The sequence below is a fragment of the Roseimicrobium sp. ORNL1 genome, assembly GCF_011044495.1.
Classification (GTDB): Bacteria; Verrucomicrobiota; Verrucomicrobiia; order Verrucomicrobiales; family Verrucomicrobiaceae; genus Roseimicrobium.
The window spans coordinates 5,207,360-5,231,549 of the sequence record NZ_CP049143.1; the positions used below are offsets into that span (position 1 = coordinate 5,207,360).

General features: G+C 60.3%; 16 protein-coding genes. 9 read left to right on the forward strand and 7 right to left on the reverse strand.

Translation table 11 applies throughout. The features are described from left to right. Positions 1-127 precede the first annotated feature (127 nt). The 4 genes from G5S37_RS21115 to G5S37_RS21130 form a co-directional block, all read right to left on the reverse strand. On the reverse strand, positions 128-2,407 hold the full coding sequence (locus tag G5S37_RS21115) for a cell division protein FtsZ (RefSeq protein WP_165206425.1): 2,280 nt from the start codon (positions 2,405-2,407) through the stop codon (positions 128-130). A gap of 146 nt (positions 2,408-2,553) precedes the next feature. Beyond that, positions 2,554-3,771, reverse strand: coding sequence for a cell division protein FtsA (gene ftsA / locus G5S37_RS21120; RefSeq protein ID WP_113960300.1), 1,218 nt, complete (start codon positions 3,769-3,771; stop codon positions 2,554-2,556). Between the two features lie 32 nt (positions 3,772-3,803). Then, a complete protein-coding gene (locus G5S37_RS21125) occupies positions 3,804-4,838 on the reverse strand; it encodes an FtsQ-type POTRA domain-containing protein (protein ID WP_165206426.1) in 1,035 nt (344 codons plus the stop codon). A gap of 22 nt (positions 4,839-4,860) precedes the next feature. Continuing rightward, positions 4,861-5,784, reverse strand: coding sequence for a D-alanine--D-alanine ligase (locus tag G5S37_RS21130; protein WP_165206427.1), 924 nt, complete (start codon positions 5,782-5,784; stop codon positions 4,861-4,863). A 195-nt stretch (positions 5,785-5,979) separates the two neighbouring features. Between G5S37_RS21130 and G5S37_RS21135 the strand changes: the two genes are divergently transcribed. The 6 genes from G5S37_RS21135 to G5S37_RS21160 all read left to right on the forward strand — a co-directional run bounded on the left by G5S37_RS21135 (position 5,980) and on the right by G5S37_RS21160 (position 10,941). Beyond that, a complete protein-coding gene (locus tag G5S37_RS21135; RefSeq protein ID WP_165206428.1) occupies positions 5,980-6,507 on the forward strand; it encodes a hypothetical protein in 528 nt (175 codons plus the stop codon). A gap of 7 nt (positions 6,508-6,514) precedes the next feature. Further along, entirely contained in the window at positions 6,515-6,865 is a 351-nt protein-coding gene (locus G5S37_RS21140) for a hypothetical protein (RefSeq protein ID WP_165206429.1), read from the forward strand. An 89-nt stretch (positions 6,866-6,954) separates the two neighbouring features. Further along, entirely contained in the window at positions 6,955-7,545 is a 591-nt protein-coding gene (locus G5S37_RS21145; RefSeq protein ID WP_165206430.1) for an HAD family phosphatase, read from the forward strand. A gap of 25 nt (positions 7,546-7,570) precedes the next feature. Then, positions 7,571-7,879: a hypothetical protein gene (locus tag G5S37_RS21150; protein WP_165206431.1), complete on the forward strand. Its 309-nt coding sequence runs from the start codon at positions 7,571-7,573 to the stop codon at positions 7,877-7,879. Positions 7,880-7,974: 95 nt separating this feature from the next. Continuing rightward, positions 7,975-9,474: a CbiX/SirB N-terminal domain-containing protein gene (locus tag G5S37_RS21155; protein ID WP_165206432.1), complete on the forward strand. Its 1,500-nt coding sequence runs from the start codon at positions 7,975-7,977 to the stop codon at positions 9,472-9,474. 141 nt (positions 9,475-9,615) lie between these two features. After that, the gene (locus tag G5S37_RS21160) at positions 9,616-10,941 is read left to right on the forward strand and encodes a DUF1552 domain-containing protein (RefSeq protein WP_165206433.1); all 1,326 of its coding nucleotides are present in this window, start codon (positions 9,616-9,618) and stop codon (positions 10,939-10,941) included. A gap of 278 nt (positions 10,942-11,219) precedes the next feature. On the opposite strand, the gene G5S37_RS21165 is transcribed toward G5S37_RS21160, so the two are convergent. Next, positions 11,220-11,705, reverse strand: a complete 486-nt coding sequence (locus tag G5S37_RS21165) for a hypothetical protein (protein ID WP_165206434.1) — start codon at positions 11,703-11,705, stop codon at positions 11,220-11,222. A gap of 143 nt (positions 11,706-11,848) precedes the next feature. Between G5S37_RS21165 and G5S37_RS21170 the strand changes: the two genes are divergently transcribed. Then, a complete protein-coding gene (locus G5S37_RS21170) occupies positions 11,849-14,206 on the forward strand; it encodes a heparinase II/III family protein (RefSeq protein ID WP_165206435.1) in 2,358 nt (785 codons plus the stop codon). A 388-nt stretch (positions 14,207-14,594) separates the two neighbouring features. Here G5S37_RS21170 and G5S37_RS21175 read toward each other — a convergent pair whose 3' ends face one another. After that, a complete protein-coding gene (locus G5S37_RS21175) occupies positions 14,595-15,353 on the reverse strand; it encodes a cytochrome P460 family protein (protein ID WP_206026086.1) in 759 nt (252 codons plus the stop codon). A 752-nt stretch (positions 15,354-16,105) separates the two neighbouring features. On the opposite strand from G5S37_RS21175, the gene smc reads away from it, so the two are divergent. Both smc and G5S37_RS21185 read left to right on the forward strand, forming a co-directional pair. Then, positions 16,106-20,221: a chromosome segregation protein SMC gene (gene smc / locus G5S37_RS21180; protein WP_165206436.1), complete on the forward strand. Its 4,116-nt coding sequence runs from the start codon at positions 16,106-16,108 to the stop codon at positions 20,219-20,221. A gap of 138 nt (positions 20,222-20,359) precedes the next feature. Next, complete coding sequence (locus G5S37_RS21185; RefSeq protein WP_165206437.1) at positions 20,360-22,600, forward strand: redoxin domain-containing protein; 2,241 nt, start codon at positions 20,360-20,362, stop codon at positions 22,598-22,600. A gap of 319 nt (positions 22,601-22,919) precedes the next feature. Here the strand turns inward: G5S37_RS21185 and G5S37_RS21190 are convergent, their stop codons facing one another. After that, on the reverse strand, positions 22,920-24,170 hold the full coding sequence (locus tag G5S37_RS21190; protein ID WP_165206438.1) for an efflux RND transporter periplasmic adaptor subunit: 1,251 nt from the start codon (positions 24,168-24,170) through the stop codon (positions 22,920-22,922). Between the last annotated feature and the right edge of the window lie 20 nt (positions 24,171-24,190).

A 24,190-nucleotide genomic window follows, 5' to 3' on the forward strand; every position in this document is an offset into this window, starting at 1 on the left:
AAAGGCATGTGCTCGCCGAACGATGCGAGCCATGGTGAAAAAAAGAATCACAATACTCCAAAACAAACGGGGATGCGGCACTGCCAGCATCCCCGTTGTGTTTTGTGATTGATGACCGGGTCAGCGACTATCGCTTCACCTTGCCGCGCATGCGCATCCAGGTGGGGATGTCGAGGTCGTCGCCATCCACGATAGTCTTATCGGTGCCTTTGAAGCGGGCGACTTCGTCCTGCTGGACCTGCTGAAGATTCAGGGAGGGCTGCTTCGCTTCGATGACTTTCTTCGCGGGTGCGGACGCGGTGGTCTGCAACGTGCGCTGGGGCTCGCGACGAGGTTCGACGCTTGGTTGCGCTCCGGCGTGGGGCTTGGGCTGGATGTATTTGTCTGCCCAATGCGAACCAGCAGCTTCGGGTGAGCGTGGATCGGCGGGAGCGGAAGCTTGCACTTCTTCTTCCTCTTCCGTCTCCTCGTCTTCCATCTCGTCGGTGAATTCCTCGTCTTCGTCCTCCTCCTCCTCTTCTTCCTCTTCCTCGTCCTCCACCATGGAGAAGATGGACTGCTTCACGAGCGGCTTGGGCTCTTCCTCATCACGCTGCTTGGCCTGCACCACGATGCTGGCGGCCTTGATGGACTGCTCCTTCGCGACCACGGGAGCTTCGGGCTCCACCGTCTCATGCAACGGAGCTTCGGCACGCACAGGCTCAGGTTCGAACGCGGGCACAGGCTGCGGCAGTTGGGCTACAGGAGCAGGCTCAGGTGCGAGAATAAGCTCGGGCGCAGCGACCGGAGCAGGCACAGGCGCGGGGGCTTCGGCCACCACTGGTGCGAGCTCAGGAGCCAGAACAGGTGCGGGTGCCACGAAAGCCTGCACCGCCGGTTCTGGTGCATACACCGGAGCCGGGGTCTGCTCAATGGTAGTACGCACCGGCGGAGGCACGGGAAGCGGCTGCGGAGCTTCCATCATCAGCGGTGCGGAAGGGACCGGCTGCTGAACGGGAGCGGGTTCCTGAAAAAGCGTCACTTCCTGCTGGGCCTGCTGCACGGGCGGGGCCACGACCGGAGCCTGACGAGGCTGCGGTTGGGGAGCGGGCTGCTGCACGGGAACTGGTGCCGGAACAGGCACGGGAGCTTGCGCGGCAGGCTGCTGATGAAACTCAGCGAACAGCTCCGCCGGCAGCGGGTCCTTCGCTTTGGGAGCGGGCGCAGGCACGGGGGGCGGCAACGGCGCGGGTGCAGCCACGGCGACAGGGGCCGGAGCAGGTGCAGGCGCAGGGACATACTCATCCACGCTCACGGGAGCATGAAGCTGGAGACCATTGCCAGTGTAGGCCGGAGCCTTCTCAACGGGCGCTGGGGCTTTAGGAGCGGGCTGTGGTCGGCTCGTGATGCGCGGCTCCACCACCGCATCGGCCGAGGGCTCCAAGGACATCTGCTGCGCCGTAAGGGAGCTGACGAGGGTGACGGTCATCATGTCTCCCAGCTTCGCGTCCACCGCGAGGCCGAACATGATCTGCGTCTCCTCCGGCACATACTTGCCGAGCTGCTTCATGAGCATCTCCACTTCGGCGAGCGTGAGGCTTTCACCACCGGCAATGTGCACCAGCAGGTTGCGGGCGTTCTGAAGAAGCTGGCCCTGGTTGACGAGCGGGCTCTTGAGCGCGCGCTTGAGGGATTCCTGCACGCGGTTGGTGCCGCGGGCTTCGCCGAAGCCGAAGAGGCAGCGGGCATTCGGGCTGCGCAGGGCGGTCATGAGGTCGGCAAGACCCATGCGCACCACGCCGGGCTGCGTAACCATCGTGGAGATGGCGCGCACGCTGTGGCCGATGAGCTGGTCTGCCTGGCTGAAGGCCTTCTGGATGCCTTCCTTCGGGAGCACCAGCTCGCCCATGCGGTTGTTTTCAAAGAGGATGACGGCGTCGCAACTGCGCTGCAAGTCTTCCAAAGCCAGCTCCGCCTGCATGACGCGGCGGCGGCCTTCAAAGGAGAAGGGCATCGTGGCGAACACAAACACCATGGCACCCAAATCACGCGCGATCTGCGCGACCACGGGCGCCGCACCCGAGCCGGTACCCCCACCCAGGCCGGCGCAGATGAAGACCATGTCATGCCCCTGCATGGCGGCACGAATCTGCTCGGCCGAGGAGGCCGCGGCTTCACGCCCCAGTTCAGGGTCACCACCGCAGCCGATGCCACGCATCATGTCTGCCCCGAGCTGAATCTTCAGGGGCGCCATCGCATGACCGAGCACACGCACATCCGTGTGCATGGACACCAGGGACACTTCCATGAGCCGATCCAGACAGATGCGGTCGAGCACATTCAAACCACCACCGCCGATGCCCACGACACAGATCTTGAGGGATGACGTTGGCGAGGATTCGCCCTGGTTGCGTTGGTATTCTACCATAAGCCTGGGTGGTTGAGGGTGCGGTTGGTTGCTGGCTAAGGGTGTGTAACTCAAAAACGGTCAAAGCACCAGAGTGAATCTGGGGCCGGTCAAAGTTTGGCTGTCGCGTCGTCCAACTTCCGGGAAGGATGCAGCGCTCAGGGCGGCTACATGGTCCAGGAGCTGAACATTTCGACCATGCGCCGGCCAAGCTTGGCGAAGGGCGACAGCCAGGGTTTTTCAGAATCCATCAACTGGGCGTAACGAATGAGGCCAATGGGGCCTGAGTAGCAGGGATTCTCATAGGTGGCGGTGGCGCCGCCCTGCGGGGAGGAGCCAGTGCGGGTGACCCGCACGCCAAAGACATCGCGCGCCACCACATCGATGCCGCGCATGAGGCTCACGCCTCCCGTCAGGAAGACCCCCGCGCCAAGCTTCGGCAGGTGCTCTTCCACACGTTCGCGCACGCGCTCGAGGATCTCGCGCGTGCGGAGGTGAATCACTTCATTCAGCATGGCGCGCTCGATCTCGCCCACGTACATGCCGTTCTCATCATCCACCTTCAGCATTTCGCTGGGGTCCACGCCCTCGAAGATGGCCGAACCTTCCTCCACCTTCAGGCGCTCGCAGCGCGCGTGGGGGATCTGGAAGCACATGGAAATGTCATTCGTGATATGGTCCCCGCCGAGTGGCACGCAGCCGGAGGCGGTGAGCATGCCGTCCACGTAGAGCACGTAGTCCGCCGTGCCACCGCCGAAGTCGATGAGCAGGGCGCCGCCCTGCTTCGCATCTTTGTTCAGCGCGACCTGGGAGGCTGCGAGTGGGAGGAAGACGACGTCCTCCACCTCCAGCGGAATCTGGCGCACGAGGCGGATGGAATTCTGCACGCGGCTGCGCACACCGTGGATGATGTGAAACTCCGCCTCCACGCGCTCCGCGGGGCGGCCAATCAGCGAGCGCACCTGCTCCTGGCCATCCACACCGTACTTGCGCGCGATGCGGTGGAGGAAGACGTGGTTCTGTGGGATATCGACGTTGCACGCGATCTCACGCACGTCCTCAAGGTCGTCCTCCGTGATGGTGCTCTGGTCGGAGGGAAGGCGGTAGACACCGCCGTTGTTCAGGCTCTCAATGTGCGCGCCGGAAACTCCCAGGAACACATTACGAATCATCACGTCACTGCGGTCCTCGGCACGGAGCAGCGCGTCATTCAAACACGTCTGCGCGATGTCGAAGTCCACGATCTCACCCTTGCGGATGCCACGCGAGGGAGCCTGGCCCACGCCAAGAATTTTGATCGCGCCGTCCTTCTTCACCTCTCCGACCACGACACAGATCTTCGACGTGCCAATCTCAAGTCCAGCATAGATGTTGCTACGAGCCATGGGATACGGATTTGGGTTGCGATGAGAAGAGGTCAGTTATTGCGGGCGAGCTGGCGGCGGACCGTCGGGCGGCGTGGAGTCGTGGCAGGCGGCGCCGGTTCAGGGACCGGCACCGCCATGACGGGAGTTCCACGGAGAGTGAGAGGCACATTGTCTTCAACGAGGAGGTCGACGGTGGCGAGCTCCCAGTTGCGCTGGGCAGCCTCGTTCACCACACGCTCCAAGCGCCGGATCTGCGGCTCGAATTCATCGACCGGGAAGATCACGGTGAAAAGGGCATCATACTGCGCCGCGAGCGAGTAGCCGCGTGAGGCATCGATACGGCGGATGCGCATGGAATGAGCCAGCGCGCTTTCCTCGTGAGCCTTCAGCAGTTGCAGGGACTGGAGAACTTCGGGCGCTTCAATGACATGGCCGGGCTTCAGGCGCTGCATCTTCGCCACACGAATGACGGGCAGCTTGCGGCGCGCCTCGGTGACTTCATCACTGGGCAGCACCACACCGGCATCATCCAGCAGGCAGCCGTAGCCGGCGACCTTCGCTTCCAAGCGTTGCTCGGGACACTCCAGCCAGGCCACAGGTCGACGCTGCTCCACCTCCAGCAGCACGAGGCCGGGATAGCCGCGCGTCACCTTCGCGTGGCGCACCTGGGGCAGGGCCTCCAGCTTCTCACGCACCTGCACGAGGCCGATGTCCAGCATGTTCATGCCGGTCTTGAGCTCGCTGGCGGTGATCAGTTGCGAAGGCATCAGCTCGCCTTCGGTAATCACGGAGATGTGCTGGAGTTGGAAGCGCGTGTTGTTCGTAAACGCCTCTCGCACCACGATGCGGCCCGCACTGAAGAGACTGATGGCCATGAGCGCAGCCACGGCAAACTTGAAGCCCCAGCGCATGGCCTTGCGGCGCTGCTCACGACGGGTGGCGGCCGTCTCCGGATTCATCTCCAGGCGATGCACATCCAGGCGCACATGATGCACCTTGTTGCGCCGGCTTCTGAACGCATAATTCCCCCGCGTCGCGTTGGCGCGGCGCTTTCTGTTCTTGGGGAATAGTTTGTCAGAAAACATTTTTCCACATAAGCGTGAAAGGTCAGTCCTTCCCCCGTGCCCTCAGTGAAAGCTCAATGATGCGCTCCATCAGTTGCGGAAACTCCAAACCAGCCACCCGCGCCGCCTTCGGCAGCAGGCTGCTCACGGTCATGCCGGGGATGGTGTTGATCTCCAGGACGAAGGGTTCCCCGTCCTTTCTCAGCATCACATCCACACGGCCATACACCTCCACACCCAGAGCGCGCATGGCGTCCAGCGACGCTTGCTGCACCCGCGCAGTCACCCGCGCATCGAGATCCGCCGGGCAATGGTAGAGCGTCTTGCCCGTGCCGGACATCCAGGGGTACTTGTTGTTGATGTCGTAGAAGCCGCTTACCGGCTCGATGTGGATGACAGGCAGCACTTGGTCGCCGATCACACCCACGGTCAGCTCAAGACCGTCGATGTACTCTTCGACGAGAGTCTCGTCGCCGTACTTCTTCGCGTCTTCGAGCGCAGCAGCCAACTCGTCCTTGGTGCGAACGATGTGCACACCCACGCTGGAGCCCTCGCAGGGGGGCTTCACCACCACCGGCAGGGCCAGTTCGAGTTCGTCCGCTCCGTCAAGACGCAGCACCTGGCTGCGCGGCGTGGGGACACCCGCTTCAAGAAACTTGCGCTTGCTCAGCACCTTGTCGAACGCCAGCCGGCTGGTCTCCACCCCGGCGCCCGTGTAGGGCACGCCGAGCTTTTCCAGAGCCGCCTGAATCCCGCCGTCCTCACCGAACGTACCGTGAATCATATTGACCGCGATCAGCACATCCTTCGGCACATGGAACTCGGTTGTGAGCACATCAACCTCAACGACATCCGCGCCCAAGCTCCGCAAAGCTTCCGTCACACTTTCTGCAGACTTGAGGGACACCGCCCTCTCGGAGCCGGGGCCTCCCTTCAATACTGCGATCTTGTGGTTTCTAAGCGTCATCTGGCCAAAGCAGTGGGGCAACTGCCGCTCTAATGCGAGCAATTATGGTTCCGAGTCTATGTTTCAAGGCTTAAAGGTCAAGATAATTGAACTAATTTAGAACTCATTTTTATTCACAGCTATTAACCGCCGCCGATTCCTTATGAAAGTGCTACGCCTTGTCACAACGGCCGCTGCGCGTACATTACCCATCTCATGAACCTCCATCTCGACTGGATCCACCTCTGGGCACTCATCATCGGTTTCGTCCTCGGTTTCTTGCTGTATGTCTCCTCCTTCCGCGCTCACTGGAAGACCAAGACTGAATTCCGCCGGTACAAGAAGATGCTGAGCGACAAAATGGATCTGGAGCACAAGCAGCTTTCGGACCTGCAGAAGGAGCGCGAGCGCATCGGCAAGGAAAACGAAAGCATGCGCCTGCAGATCAGCCGCCTCAATGACCGCAGTGACAACAAGTTGCAGCGTGAGATGGAAATCTACGCGCGCGCCGAAAAACAGATGACCATCAATGCCCCCGGCTTCGCCCCCGCTTGGGAAATCGCCAAGAGTCAGGCACTGACCCAGCTCGAAACCGAGGAACGCGGCAACAGCTTCCCCCAGCGCATCTTCCGCAAGCTCGTGGGTGGCAACACCACCGCTGCCCTCCCCGCCGAAGCCACCGCTCACGCCACCTCGAAAAACGGCTCCAGTTCCGGCGCCGTGACGAGCGATCACAGCATCTAAGGAAGAAATGCGGAAACCCGAGCCCGAAGTGCGGAGTTTGCGCCAGAACTGGCGTAAGCTCGCGCGTGCTGCGGTGTTCCCACTCCTCGTGAGCATCGCGGCTCTGTGGATGGCGTCCAGCGACTGGCGCCGCGAACAGAGCCTGATGCAGGCGGCCCGGCCCATCCAGGCCGAGCTCGAAATGTATCGCCAGAGGTACCAGCAGTACCCCGACTCCCTCGTGCACATCGGTGTCGTGGAAAAAGAGGGCTCACCCATCCACTACCAGCGGGACTCAAAAGACCACTACATCCTCTGGTTTGGCTCGCATCTCGGCAAATCCAAAACGTTTCAATCCAGCGCTGGCGACTGGCACTGACGCACGCGAAGGAGGCTCCGCACGCACGCCGGACCTCGCCCTCCTCGCTCCTTCTTAACTCATCACCCATAACTCCTCACTCAAATACAATGCTTCCCCTCCCCGACCGCTCCTTCGCCGCCTACATCTTTGACTGCGATGGCACCCTGGTCGACTCCATGCCCATTCACTACGTGTGCTGGGTGGAAGCCTTGAGGAGGAACGGCGCGACCTACGCCTTCACGGAGGAGGAGTTCTACCACTTCGCCGGCGTACCCGAGTATGACACCGTGGTGGTCCTCAATGGTCTGCACAACGTGAACGTGGACCCCCGCGCCGTGGTGGAGACGAAGTCGGAGATCTTCCGCAAGCGCATCAAAGAGATCCAGCGCGTGAATCCCGTCGCAGACTTCGCCATTTCCGTGCACGGGAAGTTCCCCATCTCCGTGGCCTCCGGCAGTGAAGCGCCGATTGTGCGCGAGTGCCTGACGCACACCGGACTCATCGATCTTTTCCCCATCATCATCACGCCGGAGAACGTGAAGCGCGGCAAGCCTGCGCCAGACATGTTCCTCCTCGCCGCGGAGCAGATGGGCGTGAAGCCGGAAGATTGCCTCGTCTTCGAAGACGGCCGCAGCGGACTGGAAGCCGCGAAGGCAGCGGGCATGGAAGCGGTGTTTATTCCAAGGACACTCCGCTAGATCCCCCAAAAAGAACGGCCCGCTCATGAACGTGCCCGAAGAGTATCGCCGTTTCGCATGCCGCGAGTACTTCGAGGATGGATGGTCCACGCGAGGCCACTTCGACGAAGCCTCGCAGACACTTGTGATTGTGCCTTTGGAGCACTCTTGCGTCACAGACGAAACAAACTTCTTCGCCATCGGAAGGTCGGGTGTTGGGGGCATCGACTTTGGATACCGGGCGGATCATGAAGGTCTGTGGGCCTACCACCCGATCGATCAGGAATTCCAATTCATGGCGCCCACCGTGGCGGCACTGGTGGAAGGCTGGTGCACGGGAAAACTGTCCGTCTAACGCCTTGCAACGTTTGAGCGCGAGCACGAAGGCAGCATATTAGCGCTTTGCCAGACGTATTGTCCTACGCCACCTCGTATTCCGCACGCCCCTTCATGTCCACCGCCATCATCCTCGTCGGTCACGGTTCCACGCTGAACCCCGACTCCAGCACGCCGACGCATCAGCATGCGGACGAGATTCGCCGCCGCGGTGTGTTCGATGAAGTGGTGTGCTGCTTCTGGAAGGAAGAGCCCTCCATGCGTGAGGTGTTCTACATGGTGAAGAGCAAGGAGATCTTCGTGGTGCCGAACTTCATCAGCGAAGGGTACTTTTGTCAGGAGGTGATTCCGCGAGAGCTGCGCCTCGAAGGTCCCATCACGAAGCGCGGAGATACGAGCATCTACTATTGCGATCCCGTGGGCGTGCATCCCAGCATGACGAAGCTACTGCTGAAGCGTGCCGATGAAGTGGCACCCGGTGTGCCACGTGATCAAACCGCGCTCATCATCGTAGGTCATGGCACGAGCCTGAATGAAAACTCCACGAAGGCGATCAAGGACCAGGTGGCGCTCATCCGTGAGGGCGGGCATGGCTTTGCTGAAGTGCTCGATGCCTACATGGAAGAAGCGCCCTTCGTGGCGAAGTGGCATGAGATGAGTACGGCACCGAATGTGGTCGTGGTTCCCTTCTTCATCGCGGATGGCCTGCACAGCTATCAGGACATTCCGGTGCTGCTCGGCATCACGAATGAACCCACGGCGGCGGCGAGCCAGAACGATGTCTTCTGGCACAATCCACACGACCTCCAGGGGCGGAAGCTGTACTACAGCAGCGCGATTGGCACCGAGGCGTTGATGGCTGATGTGGTTTTGGATCAGGTGCGCGATTTCAAGGCGCGGCATGGACTGACTCAGGAGCCCTCGGTGTCTTCCGGTGGCTCATTGACCAAGCACAGCGATGCGCTCGAATTTCTTCTCTCGCGCAAGGACGGCTTCCGCATCGGGCAAGTGCAGGTGAATCGCAATGACGATGGCTCATGGCATTGCCATCATGTGGATGACGCCGAAAATCGTGGTGGGCTGCAGGCTTTCAAAGCGCCGGAAGAAGCACGCACCATCGCGACCTATGATGACGCCGGAAACTTCCGCGCCGTGAGGACCGCACCCAATCTGCGGCACGGCTGGGTACTCGAACTTTCCAACACCTCGGAGTTGCTGCTCGCGCTGGACTTCCTCTACCCCGCTGCCGTGGGCCTGTGGGAACACTGGCTCGCTGGCACCCTGCAACCAGTGCCACTGCGCGAAACCCTGGGCCGCCAGACGGGCATGTACCGTTTCGCGAAGAACATCACCGATGAGCAGGCGCAACAGATGGTGGCGGAGGTGTGTGACCCCGCCACGAAGTGCCTGCGCGCCATCACGTGGTCACTTACGCCTGAGCAGCCGCTGACCTCGCTGCCTCCGGCAAAACTGCCCCCAGCAAGGGATGCCTACCAGCAGACCGGTGTGCTGCCCTTGCTCTGCGTGGAAGCTTGCACGCAGGCCGTGAGCGCGGCTCGTGAGTTGGCACGCGCCAATCACGCGGCCAAGACGGCGGACACGGCGGCGCATTGATGGTATTTGCCCCAATTGGCCCGGGCAAAAAGTAGGCTCCGGTCCGAGAGAAACCTCTGCGTGAGAGCGTAGTGGTATTGGCTCGCTTTTCGCTGCCAACTGCCTCAGCCCCACATTGTCCCTCCCCCAGACAATCCAGACATGACCCTCCCCCGTTCCCGTCGCCAATTTCTTCGTGACCTCGGCATCTCCGCGGCCTCGCTGCCTTTCCTTTCCGGATTGCCCAGCCTGACCGGTGCGCCGCTGCCGCAGAAGCGTCAGCGGCTGGTGATCATGTTCTCGCCGAACGGCACGCTGCCGAAGGACTTCTGGCCGGACCAGGAAGGCAAGGATTTCGCCTTCAAGACGATCCTCCAACCGCTGGAGCCCTTCAAGAGCCGCACACTGATGCTCAATGGCATCGCGAATCTCGTGCGCGGCGATGGTGACAACCACATGCGCGGCATGAGCTGCCTGCTGACCGGCAGCGAGCTCCTGCCCGGAAACATCCGCGGCGGCGGCGGCTCTCCCGCTGGCTGGGCAGGCAACATTTCCATCGACCAGGAGATCAAAAATTTCCTCCAGAGCAAGGCAGAAACGCGCACCCGTTTTGGCTCCATGGAGTTCGGCGTGGCCGTGCCGGATCGCGCCGACCCCTGGACCCGCATGAGCTATGCCGGCGCGAACCAGCCCATCGCTCCCATCGATGATCCGTACCAGATGTTTGCCAAGATGTACGGCAAGATGAAGGACAAGGAGAGTCTGGTGAGCATCCTTGATGATGTGCAGGCTGACTTCAAAAAGGTGTCCGCCAAACTTTCCGCACGCGACAAGGCGATGCTGGACCAGCACCTCACCTTGGTGCGCAATCTGGAGAAGGACCTGCAGAAGCCCGAGGACGACTCGAAGCTCGCGCATCCCATGCCCGAGCTCGATCCGGGCGTTGAGATCGTGAATGACAACACGCCTGAGCTCAGTCGCATGCAGATCGATCTGCTGGTGAATGCCATGGCGAATGACATGACCCGTGTCGCCACCTTGCAGTACATGCGCTCCGTGGGCCAAGCGCAGATGCGCTGGCTCGGTATCGAGGAAGGTCACCACTCCCTCTCACACGAGCCGGACGACAAGAAGGACGCCTACGAGAAGTTGCAGAAGATCAACACGTGGTTCGCCGGTGAGTTCGCCTACCTCGCGAAGCGCCTCTCCGAAACTCCCGAGCCCACCGGTGAAGGCAGCATGCTGGACAACACCCTGCTCGTGTGGACCAATGAACTCGGCAAGGGCAACTCCCATACGCTGGACAACATCCCCATCGTCATGGTCGGCGGAGGCTTCGGCTTCCAGATGGGCCGCAGCCTGAAGTACAACGACAAGGTGGGACACAACCGCCTCTGGCTCACCCTCGCCCACGCCATGGGCCACACCGGCCTGCAGTCCTTCGGCAAAGCCGAGCTGTGTGCGGGTGGGGTGTTGAATTTGGCGTAGCCTTCACGACGTCATTCGCGGCCTCACGCGGCGAGCTCGACAAACAAGTCGCCTCAGCCCCAAGGAGTTGAGGGCATTCCTGTCCCCGTTTGGACACGCGAAAAACCCCACCCAGGCCGCACGTCCATAAGAGGAGAACGCACTTCGCAGGGAGCGGCACTAGCCTAGTGCCGGCGGTGAGCAACTATGGGAGCGGAGCATCTTCACAAAGGATACTCGCCCCACTCACACGCTCAAGAGCCGCACGCTCCTCCGCTTCCCGCCCCGCTCGCATTGGCTCACCGCGGGTTGGATTGATGGTAAACTCGGTTCGTTTCACGATCAAAGACGAGCTTGTAGCCGCCGCCATCCTTTCGGCGCTCGGTCGCAAACAGTCCATTGCGAACCGTTGCGACATGCTTGCGCTTTTCTCGCTCTTCTTCTTCCCAAGCATCTCCGTCGTAGTCCCGATGTGATCGCCAAAACTGAATCCAGCTGAATCGCTCTATGGATTGAGCGCCACTAATCTCTCGCAATTCGTATCGTGACGCCCACTTGCGAAATTCCTCCTCTTTCATGGTGAATTCCCACGCGCTCCATGAATAAGTCTTCCAATAGGAAATGTCAGAGGCCGACGCGGGCAGCCAGTCTACAGCACTCAGATTCGTTCCGGTTTCAGGATGATTGTTAGACCACTGCGCCGTTCCGATCCAAGCGACAAAGATCGTCACTGGATTGAAGACCACGACTCCTGCGACAATGATTGTAGTTAGCCATCGCTTCATGAATCAAACTCGTCAGTCATAATACATCATTCAATTTCGCCAAACCACCACAACCGTCCTTGTCTCCACCCTACCCTTTTGAGAGCATCCCAAGCGTCAGTCGAGCCCATTGAACCCTCATTCAATATCAGACTCAGACGCTCATGAAAAGCACGCTCCTTAGCTTCCGCTTCCTGGCACTAGTCACTCTTGGCCTCGCCAGCGTTCACGTCCTCCCAGGCGCCAGCATCCAGGTGAATACCACCTTCGCGCTTCCTGCAGCATCCTCCCAACCGCTCATCTGGCCGGCCTCTGTCGCATCACTGCAGGCACGTGCCACCGACCCTCTCTACTCGGGTTACAGCAACAACGTGCGTAGCTATGTGAATGGCCAACTCGGCTCGCTGGCATCGCAGACGAACGAAGACACACTAGCCAGCATCGCGAAGGGCGCTGCTATTCTTGAACGCTTGGGCGAAACTCCGCCGAATACCTACGCCAGCTACGCCCTCGTAGCCACCACCGCCATCTCGCGCATGGGCAGCCGTGCGGCGTGGATTCTCTTCCAGCCCTCCAACCGCTTCCAGCACATCTATGACAGTGGACGACTGCAATCAATGGCCGAGGCCTTCGATCTTCTGCGCGGTTCTGCCAATCTCACGGCAACGAACATCAGCACCATGCGCTCCAAGATCACCCAGTGGGCAGATGCAGGGCGCAACAACCTTGAGCTTAATACCTTTCATCCAGACGACAATTACGCGTTGAAATTCGGCTCCGCTCTCGTCACCACCGCCCTGGCCTTACGCGACTCCTCCACGGCCAACACCTGGCTCACGAAAGGCAAGACCCTGGTAAATGCCGCACTCAATCGCATGGCCGATGAAACTGGATGGTATCGCGAGAGCTCCTGGTATGCGAACTACTCGCTCAACAACCTGGTGAGTACTGCGCATCACGTAAAGAATGCCACGGGCGGTTCCGTGAACTGGTTCACCAATTTGAAGCCGCTCTTCACCTTCGCGCTCTTTACGCGCCAACCGGATGGATCCAACACCCCCTTCGAAGAAGGCCTGCGCACCTATCTCACTCCGGATCTCGTGTGGGGTGAATACACCAGCACCACGCTCGGGTCCGAGCTGCGCTGGTCCCGGAACAATCTCACGGCCAGTCCGATCTCCAGCAACTTCGAGAACAACCAATACCACACCGCCACGCGCTTCCTCGCCGTGGACAACAGCGTCGTTGCCGCGGCACCGGTTGTTTCACCCACCTGCTTCCTGAGTTCGGCCGATGTCGAAATCACAGTGCTTCGTAGTGCCCACGGCACCAGTGGACGTCAGGCCACCCTCATCGCCGCCACTGACCACTCCTCGGATGAATTGATCGACACCCGGCACAACTCCCGCAATCCGCTGGACATGGTCATCTACGATGGCGGCGAGTCCCGCGTGGTGACCAGTGGAGGTGGCCCGAATGTAACGAGCTCCACCAACCGCGCCTACTACATCAACACGGTGACTGGGAAAAACATTCCCACCGTCAACGGCAACACCTCCTATGTCTCCAACGGCGCGAACATCAGTGCTTCGACCTGGCTCGACAGCATCGACGAAGGCGGACAGACCAATCGCTTCGCCGATCTCAGCACCACCACCGTGGCCGGCATTAACGGCAGCGGAAACACCGTCGCGCGCACGCTGGCGATGATTGATGAGAGCTACTTCGTCGTGCTCGACCGCTTCACGAACAGCGCGCAAGCCACCAATCAGGTGAACTGGCATCCCGTGGGCACACGCACGCAGGTTTCCTCTGCGAGCGATCTGCTTCAGTACCGCTGGGACAAAGGAACCAAATCCTGCGATGTCTTCATGGCCGGGAGCAGCTCACTCACTGGCAACAATCTGTCAGGCTACTACGCCGAAACCTTCGGCGGTGCAGAGCAGACCATCTCCGGTCTGCAAGGAGCACAAACCAGCAACGGCGGCCAGATTCTCACCATCCTCAGCACTCGTGATACCGCGGCGACTGGCATTGCAGCGAGTCGTCTCAGCACCAGCGCAGCGAATGCCCACGCCGTGGAACTGCAAGTGCCGGGAGGATACAACGACATCCTCACTTTTACCGCGGCGCCCGGCACGGACTACGATGCGGGAGCCATCACCACCGATGCTGCGTTTGCCGCAGTGCGGGACCAAGGTGGAGTGATTGTCTCCTTTGCGCTGGTGAACGGAAGTGTCGTACATCTCGGTGGCGCGCCGATCTTCGAAAGCAGCACGGCGGCTCCCTCCATTTCAGCCACGTTTAGCAGCAGCGGTATTGTGGCGCAGGTGGACTCGGACGCCTCATCTCCCCGTGACTACCACTTTGGCTACGGTGGCGTCCTCAGTCCTTCCGCGACCTACACTGGCTACCAAGACGGTGTAGCACTCTCTGCCAGCCAGTTTTATGCGGATGCGTCAGGCCTCCACTTCATCGGTATCAGCGGCGGCGGCACACTGCGGGTCACGACGCAGCCGTAATCTTGAAAATACCAAGGGGAATCAGATTGCGATACAGCTACTTTCTCCACGCAAAATTTTCAGAAACAAAGCAGTCACTACACTCGCGGCCATGATCTGCGCTTTGCGTCTTGGAATGCGGTGGCAAGCTTCAGGCGCGACACCGCTTTGAACGGAGGCCCAGACACACAACGCCCCTTGGCATTCCAAACATCCTGGACCTTGCGCCGCCGACCTTTCGTGTTGGTGAGTTGCAGCGTATTATTATGATGTGGGCTCCGTTCAAAGCGGTGTCGCGCTTTAGCGCTTGCCACCGCACTCCAAGACGCAAAGCGCCCTATCACCCTCAGTCATCATTCCATCATCCAGTCACTGGACAAACAACCATTGCGCAAGGCACGGTGCCCCATCAATGCGCGTAGTGCGTGAAGACATAGTCGCGAGACTGAATCGCCTCATGACAGGCAAAACAGGTCGCAAGCTTCGCTCTCTCAACCGTCTTGCCACTACCATTCTCAAATTGACCATACCCCCAGCCACCAGTCGCGGCATACTTCTTTGAATCCTTGACCATGAACTGCACCCCATTCTTGGGGGCGCCAGCCACGTGGGATTGTTCCTTGCCGAAGGCTCTGTTGTTCTCCTCCGATGGAATAAGACTCCACGCGAGTCTTGCAATGATGGCTCCATCAGGAAACGGCAGCGTCCCTTCCCGATACGCTTTGATGGCAATGTCATTTCCCAGAACGGCACGAATGTCATCGATGCTGCCTTCTTCGCGCGCCACGGAAATCAATTTCCAGTCGCGGTATCCAGCAGGGATTTCCGTGACGAATACCGCGGCATCTTCCGGTTGATTGGTTTTAGCCGCGTCCACGACCGGCGTCTTGGTGCCCGCTCCAGCATCCGGTTGGGAAGCGGCATCCTGCGCCTGAGAATCCTGTCTGACCATGGCAAATGAAAAGGTCAGGGCCAAGGCAATTGCGACTGTTCCAAGATGGCTTTTCATAGACTTGTACTCCCCAATACGTTTGAGCTTCCGGTAGCGGCGATCTTCATCAGGTTTCGCTGCGATCCGATTCGACTTGCTTCCGCCAAATCTGACAGCATTGATACCGCGAGTGAGGCTATTGACCTCCTCGGCTAACTTGATACTGCTGGAATTCATCTTTGGCGGACTCCTTGAACTGATCCTATATGGATGCTTGTACTGGATCGGCTACCTCGTCCTCTGGATCACCAGCCTTGGCGAGCTTCGCATGGCTCCCTTCTCCACGTATGGAGACACCAACAGGAATGGGAAGTGGTATGATGCGAGCATTTGGTTGGAGCGCTCCGGCCACGGGAAGGCGCTGAAGGCAGATATGGTCTGCCTGGTTGGATTGTGTGCTGCCATACTTGGGGGAGGTCTCACCTTCGGAATCATGACCGAGCGGTCGGAACTACCTGCGTCCAACGCCCCTGAACCACCGGTAACCGAGTCGATATCTCAATCCGCCGGGCCCGCATCAGGCTTGTAATTCAGGCTTTCGGAAATGACCGGCCCCCTCAGGCAAAGTCCTTTCAAAAGGCAGAACAGGCATTCGCTATTCCGATAATTAAGTTATTCTCACTATTAGAATCAACTTATGAACAGTGTAATGGCCTCTCGAACAGGGACCTGCAGTAGTTGTTCACAACGTTATTCACAGGGACGGTGAACAAGGTCATGTCGCCATTGCACGCTATAGCTTGTGGATGTCAAACGTATGACCACACTATATATAGTGTTACGTGACATTTCTGCCTTGATACCGGCTCTCGACCCGCTTTAATTTCGGGCAGCAACCCACGGCTCCTTTTACCCCTCGGCAAAGTCATCCTGATTACGCACTCTGCCGATTACTTGCCCTCCCTCACACGCCTGCTTCTTCTCCGACCATGTACCTCAAGGCTCTCGACATCTACGGATTCAAATCCTTCGCGGACAAGACCCACTTCGAGTTCCACACCGGTGTGACCGGCATCGTGGGCCCGAACGGCTGCGGCAAGTCCAACGTGGTGGACGCCATTCGCTGGGTGCTTGGCGAGACTTCCGCCAAGGCACTGCGCGGCTCGGAAATGGCGGACGTTATCTTCAACGGCACCGACAAGCGCAAGCCGGTGGGCATGGCGGAAGTGGTGCTCACACTCGCCGACTGCGAAGTGGGACTCGGCGTGGACTACAATGAGGTCGCACTCGCCCGCCGAGTGTTCCGCGATGGTCGCAGCGAGTACCGCATCAACAATACCATCTGCCGCCTCAAGGACATCCAGGACTTGCTTGCCGGTACCGGCATCGGACGCGCGGCGTACTCGGTGATGGAGCAGGGCAAGATCGACATGCTCATCAGCGCGAAGCCGGAAGACCGCCGCATGGTGTTCGAAGAAGCGGCCGGCATCACCAAGTTCAAGGGGCAGAAGAAAGAAGCCCTGCGCAAGCTGGAGTACACCGAGGCGAACCTCATCCGCGTGGCGGACATCGTCGCGGAAGTGAAGCGTCAAATGGGCACCCTGCAGCGTCAGGCTGCAAAAGCACGCCGCTATCAGGTCGTGCACAAGGATCTCCGCACACTCGATACGCATCTGGGTCACAAGCACTGGACCGATCTCACTGGTGAAAAGAGCGAGACGGAGAACCAGCTCATCTCGCTGATGACGCAGCTCAATGAACTGCACCAGCGCATTCACGCGAAGGAAGCGGAAGTCACCGAAACGCGCGAAGCCTATCACCAGGTGGAGTCCACCATCAACGGCCTTCGCCAGCAGTCGCAGGAGCATCGTTCCCGCATCCAGGCGGCGGAGAGCAAGGTGGAATTCAACCGCGAGCGCGTGGAAGAGCTCGAAGGACGCATCAAGCGCAACGAGGAAGATGCCGGCAGCAGCCGGGACATGGTGGACCGTCAGCGCCGCGAACTCGCCCAGGCAGATGAGCAGTTCGCCAACATCCGCGAGACGATTGAAACGCGCCGGTATGCGTTGGAGGAGCACATCGTCTCGCACAATTCCATCATCCCCGAGCGTCAGCGCCTGGAGCAGGAACGTCGCACGTTGCGTGAGCAGTTCCGCACGCTGGAGAGTGAAATCGCCACTTCCGAAGCGAAGGCCGCGAACCTCTCCGGTCAGATGACCGCGGACCGCCAGCGCCACGAGGCGCTGCAGCACGATCGGCTCGGCGCCTCAGAGGAGCGCCAGGGACGTCAGGTGGAATTCGACCACTTGCATCGCCAGATTGAAGAACAGGAAACCGTGCGCGGTGACTTGGAGCAGAAGCTCAAGGACATCTCGAACAACATCGCGGAGATGCGCCGCCAGCGCGACGCCGCCGGTGAAGAGGCGAACATGCTCCAGCGCCAGCTGACGCAGAAGCGCTCTCGCCTTGAAGTGCTGAACCAGATCCTTGAGAAGGGTGAAGGTCTCGAGCAGGGCACACAGAATGTCATCAAGGGTCTCGATGACCCCGAGCGCATCAAGGGTGGCATCCGTGGCCTCGTGGCTTCCTCGATTGAAGTGGAGCCGCAATACATTTCCGCTCTGGAATCCGCGCTGCGCGATCATCTCCAGGCGGTGCTCCTCACGGATGCGGTACTCAGCGAAGAGATCATCACCAAGCTGACTGAGCAGCGTCTCGGCAAGGCGGCTCTCATTCCGCAGACCTTCCTCAGTGGCCACACCGCGAGCGAGCGGCAGTTCATGCCCAGCGGTGGCGTTGCCTGGGCGCTGGACAAGGTGAAGACGCAGCCGGACGTGCAGCCGCTCATGGAGCGCCTCCTGCACAATGTGCTGATCGTGGAGGACCTCTCCACGGCGTTGCGCCTGAAGCCCCATCATGCGGACCTCACGTTTGTCACGCTGAAGGGCGAGCTGCTCAGCGTGCATGGTGTCATCCACGGCGGTGCCACCAAGGAGGAAGCCACCTCCACCCTGCGCCGCGAAACCGAGCTGCGTGAACTGCGGGTGGACGTCGAGCGACTCGACACCGAAGTCATCGCGAAGGAGGAGTACATTGAAGAACTCCGCATGAAGCTCGAAGAGCAACAGCGCGAGGAAGCAAACGCCCGCGACGCCTACCAGTACAACCGCGAATCCATCAGCCAGCTCCAGGGCAAGGTGAGCGTAGTGCAGCGCGCGCTGCAGCAGGCCACAGCGAAGCTGGACAGCCTCGACTGGGAGCAGAGCCAGATCGCCGGGCGCCTCAGCGAAGGTGAAGCGAAGATTGTGCAGCATCACGAAGTCGCCGAGCAAGCGAAGCAACAGCTGGAGTCCGTGCAGTCCCGCGAGCACGAGTTGGAATCGCAAATCGAATCCGTCATCCGCCGTGAAGTGCAGAGCACTGAGCTTCTCAATGAACTGAAGACCGCGCTCGCCCTGGAGCAGAACACGCTGCAGAACATCGAGCAGCAGAAAGCACCACTCGCCAATCGCATGCAGGAGCTGGAGGGCTCCATCAGCCGCTTCGAGAATGAGTGCTTCATCTGGCGCCAGCGCATCGAGTCCGCGAATGCCGAGAACGCCCGCCTCATCGAAGATCTGGAAGGAACCCGCGTGGCCCTCTCCGCGATTGACTCGGAAGGCATGGCCTCGGTCGCACGTCGCAATGAAGCCTTCGAGCGCGTGACGCTGCTGGAGAACGAGCTGAACCAGTATCGCAATCGCCAGAACGAACTCACGGAGCACCGCAGCCGCGCCGAAGTGCAGCAGACTCGTGTGGAACTGAAGCTGGAGAACCTGACCAACCAGATTCAGGAGCGTTATCACATCAATTTCGAAACCTTCGAGCCCGACCCGCACACTCTGCTGCTCGCCATCACGGAGCAGAAGAAGAGCCGCGAACGCAACACCAAGCGCAAGAGCACGATGTCCGGACGCGATGACTCCGGCCTGGACTCAGACGCGGAGGCTGCGGCGAATGATGCTGCCGACGCTGCTGAAGCGGCCAGTGAAGCTGCAGCGAGACTCATGGATGGCATGACCACCGAGTTCGACGACCTGCTCTCCACCACGGCAGGCGAACCCGACTGGACGCTGGTGCAGGAAATCGTGAACGAACTCCGCCAGCGTGTGGAGAGCATGGGCCCGGTGAATCTTGACGCCATCAACGAGTTCGAAGAGCTCGAGCAGCGCCACAACTTCCTGGACACCCAGCATGGCGACCTCGTGAAGAGCAAGGAGGAACTCCTCCAGGTGATCGCAAAGATCAACGACACCACGAAGTCGATGTTCAGCGAGACCTTCTCCCTCGTGCGCGCGAATTTCCGGGAGAACTTCAAGGAACTCTTCGGCCAGGGCTCCCAGGCAGACCTCATGCTGCAGGATGAAAATGATCCGCTCGAAACGGGCATCGACATCATCGCGAAGCCGCCCGGCAAGAAGTTGCAGACCATCAGCCTGCTCTCCGGTGGCGAGCGCTCCATGACGGCGGTGGCCCTGCTCTTCTCCATCTACATGGTGAAGCCGAGCCCCTTCTGCGTGCTGGACGAACTTGATGCGCCGCTCGATGAAACGAACATCGGCCGATTCCTTACCATGCTGGACAAGTTCACCACCAGCAGCCAGTTCATCGTGGTGACGCACAACAAGCGCACCATGTCCCGCGCAGACGTCATCTACGGGGTGACCATGCAGGAGTTCGGCGTGAGCAAGCCGGTGGGCGTGCGCATGACGAACGAAAAGGTCTCGCTTGAAGACGGCCAGCCCACCGTGGCGGATACCGTGAGCGGTCGCGTGAAACGCGGCGGCGACTCGGATATCGACTCCATTCTGGATGCCCCCACCAAACCAAAGCGTGGCAAAGGCAAGAGCGCCAAGGCCACCGCGGCCGCTGCCGTGGCAGCTGAACCCGTCGCGGAAGAGGCTGTGGCTAGCTCTGCCGAAACTTCCGTGGCCGTCGCCGAAGCCGAACCGGAACAGGAAGTTCACCCGAACGATCCGAGCGTCCACGTCGAGCACGAGCAGATTTACGCCACGGATAGCTCTGCACCGGAAGACCAGCCGGTGGAGGATGACAGCATCATCTGATTTTCTTTCAATCAGCAACCAGCCAAGCACTCCCACCGTCCGAGAAGCCGCAGGGGCCAGATCCCTGCGGCTTTTCATTTCTGGGCTCTGCGTGTAACCTGAAACCCACCCCGCGCGTCTCGGGCTGCAACACGGCTCATGAAGCACCTACGCCCCCTCCTCATCCTGGCAGTCACCACCGCAGTGGCCGCCCCCGCGTTTCTGCGTGGCGAAGACCCGCTCGCGAACCAGTTCAAGGCCTTCGACAAGGATGGCGACGGACGCGTGAGCATGGCGGAACTGGAGGGCAAGCCCATGCTCAAGAAGCTGGATCTGGATGGTGACGGCTACGTCACGCTGGAGGAGACCCGCACCGGCATGGCCCGCCTGCGCGGAGCCGTGACCAATCGGATAAAAGATGCGAAGGATGAACAGGGCACGGTACCGCTGGAGGTCCTGTTCAAACAAGTGGATGCGAATGACGACGGCAAGCTCACCAAGGAGGAACTGCCGCGCGAAGACTGGTTCAACAAACTTGATGGCAACAAGGATGGCACCGTGGTCATCGATGAAGCTCGTGCCGTGCTGGGCAGCCAGGTCTCCCGCCGGTTCCTGCCCAAGCAGGATAGCGCCGTGGCCATCACGAAGCCGGATGAGTCCTTGAAGGAACAGCCCCAGCAGCTCAAGGGCTCCGAGCATGGTGTCGGACATTTGGTGGCGGATGTGACTCTGAAGGACCTCTCCGGCAAGGACGTCACCGTTTCCCAACTCAAGGGGAAGAACGGGCTGGTCTTCGCACTGTTCAGCGCCACCTGCCCCATCAGCAACAAGCTCGGCGCGGAGTATGCGCGTCTCGCCAAGGAGTGCGCAGAGCGTAATATCGCCTTTGTCCTGCTCAACGCAGTGCCTGGAGACAAGACGGAGGATTTGCAGAAGTTTGCCAAGGATCACCAGCTCACCACTGCCGTGCTGAATGACCCGCAGTCCACTCTGCTGCGTGCCCTCTCCGCCACGACCACGACAGAGGTGTTCCTCATCGATGCGGCTCGCACGCTGGTATATCGCGGTGCGGTGCATGACCAATATGGATTGGGCTACAGCAAGGATGCACCCACGAAGGAGTATCTCCGCATGGCCATAGATGACCTGACCAAGGGGCGCCCCATTCAACTCGCGGCCACCACAGCGCCGGGCTGCGCGCTGGATCTCCCGGCAAGTGACAAGGTGGCTGCAGCCAGCACGAAGGTAACCTATCACAATCAGGTCTCACGCATCCTGCAGAACAACTGCGTAGAATGCCATCGCGCGGATGGCGTGGGCCCCTTCTCACTGGAGACACTCGCCGATGTCATCGACAACACGGGCATGATCCGCAAGCAGGTGGAACGCGGCGCCATGCCTCCATGGTTCGCAGCGAAGGGAGGGTCTTCTACCGACAGCCCTTGGGCCAATGATTGCTCTCTCTCAGCGGCGGACAAGGCCGACCTGCTGACCTGGCTCAATAGCAGCGATCACGCCGCTGGTGATCCAAAGGAAGCGCCCCTGCCCCGCCAGTTCTCCGGCGAATGGACCATCGGCAAGCCTGATGTGGTGTTCGCATTGCCAAAACCTTTTGCCATCAAGGCGGAGGGAACCATGCCCTATCAGCGCGCCACGGTGACCACCTCCTTCCCGGAGGATCGCTGGGTACAGGCGTATGAAATCATCCCCACTGCGCCACAGGTGGTGCATCACGTGATTGTGCGTGTGCACGAAAAGGGAGCGAACATCTCGGACCGCGACGAAGGTAGCGACGGTTACTGGGCCGCCTATGTCCCCGGCAACACGCACCGCATCCTGCCTCCTGCGCATGCGAAGCGGCTGCCTGCGGGATCTACCATCAGCTTTCAGATCCATTACACGCCCAATGGCAAGCCGGTGGAGGACCAGTTGAAGATCGGCATGATCTTCGCCAAGGAGCCGCCGGAATATGAAGTGAAGGTGGCTGCCGTGTCCCATCCGCGCATCCGCATCCCTGCTGGTGCTTCGGACCATGTCGAAGTGCGCCAGCAGGCCATTCCCACCGACATGCTCTTCAGCGCGTACATGGCGCACATGCATGTGCGCGGAAAGTCCTTCAAATACGAAGTGACCTACCCGGACGGCAAGACGGAGACGCTGCTTGATATTCCCCGTTACGACTTCAACTGGCAACTCGCGTACGACTACAAGCAACCGAAGTTTGTCCCTCGCGGCAGCGTGGTGAAGATCACCGCGGTGTATGACAACAGCACGAACAATCCCGCCAACCCGGATCCCACGAAGGAAGTCCGCTGGGGCGCGCAGACTTTCGATGAAATGATGATCGGCTACGTGGAGCACTTCGTACCACTGCCGAAGGCGAAGGTGGCGGTGAAGTAGCTTGTGGTGGGAGACACAGTATTTCCGCACACGGAGTGTGCGGTCATGCGGGCAATACGCGTCGCGCAACCCCATCACGCGTGCTTGTGCAACACGTTGCGGCAGGCCCAAGGACCGGGAACGCCTCGTTCCCGAACGACTGATTTGAAAGCACGAGCGGACATAGCATGCACCGCCACGCTCGCACGCTGGGGCCACTCTCCAAATACACACACAGGTCCGCATGCCGTTGCATGCAACAGGCGGAGTGATGAACACATCAGGGGTTCGGGAACGAGGCGTTCCCGCTCCTTGGGCCTGTGTTCACACCACTTGCCACTCACCGCGCCGCCGTCTTCGGCTCGTGGCTGCCATCCTGAGCAGGTTCGGCTGCGGCAAGGCGCACCTCCGTACCACTCGCGAGTGAATCCGGAGGATTCAGCACCACACGGTCTCCCTGCTCCACGCCACCGAGAATTTCCACATTGGGTCCGAAGTCGCGGCCGATCTTAAGCGTGCGCATCTGCACCTTGCTCTGTGCATCGACCACACCCACCTGGATGCCTTCCGCACGGAAGAGCAAGGTATTGGCGGGCAGCGTGAGCAGTGCATCAGCCTGAGTCTGCGCCAAGCGCACACGTGCGTAGCTACCGGCGAGGATCTCGCCCTTCTCGTTGTCGATTTCCAACTCAGTCAGCAAGGTACGTGAAGCCGTGTCCATGGCGCCCGCCGTGCGGATGATCTTCGCGATAAAGGTTTCACCCAGGATCTCCGGCACAATCACTTCGGCGCACTGGCCAATCCTCACGCCACGCGCTTGGGTCTGCGGCACGCGAATGTAGGCACGAAGCTTGTCCGTGCGGGCGAGGCGGAAGAGTTCATGGCTGCTGCCCGCGCTCACGAGCTGACCCACGTCCACTTCACGAGCGGTGACAGTGCCAGCGAACGGCGCAGTGATTCGGGAGAAGTCGGTGAGCTGCTCCAAGCGCTGCACACGTGCCTTTTCTGCTTCCATGGCCGCGGTCTTCAGCGCGGCATCCGCACGCTTCTCTTCCACTTCCTGGGCGCTCACGGACTTGGTGCCCGCGAGTTCTTCCCAGCGCTTGGCAGTCGATTCCGCAAGGCCCAACGCCGCCTCAGCCTGGCGCAAGGTAGCGCGACCTTCGACGAGTTCGCGATCCAGTTCAGGCGTTTCCAGCTCTGCAAGCAGTTCACCTTCCTTCACCTTGGCACCGAGGTCCACGTACCACTTCCTCACGTAGCCGCTGGCACGTGCATACACGGGTGTTTCGATGATGGGTTTGAGTTCCGCAGACAGCGTGACCTGCTCCGGCGGCTTGCCAGGGGCGGGATTCACGGTGGCGAAGGTACGCAGCGCGAGTTGCTTGGTTACTTCCTCCACCTCCTTGCGTTGCGCGACGCGAGGGGACATTCCGGCGTACACGCCCACGCCGAGGAGCACGAGCACACCAACAAGATACAGGCTCAGGCGCGGCTTCCGCTGGCCTGGCAAAAGTTCTTCAGCAGACGAGTTCGTACTGGCGCTACTACTCGACTCCGAAGGAGTGGGACTGGGAGTTTGCTCTGACATGGAATGAAAGGTGGGGGTGG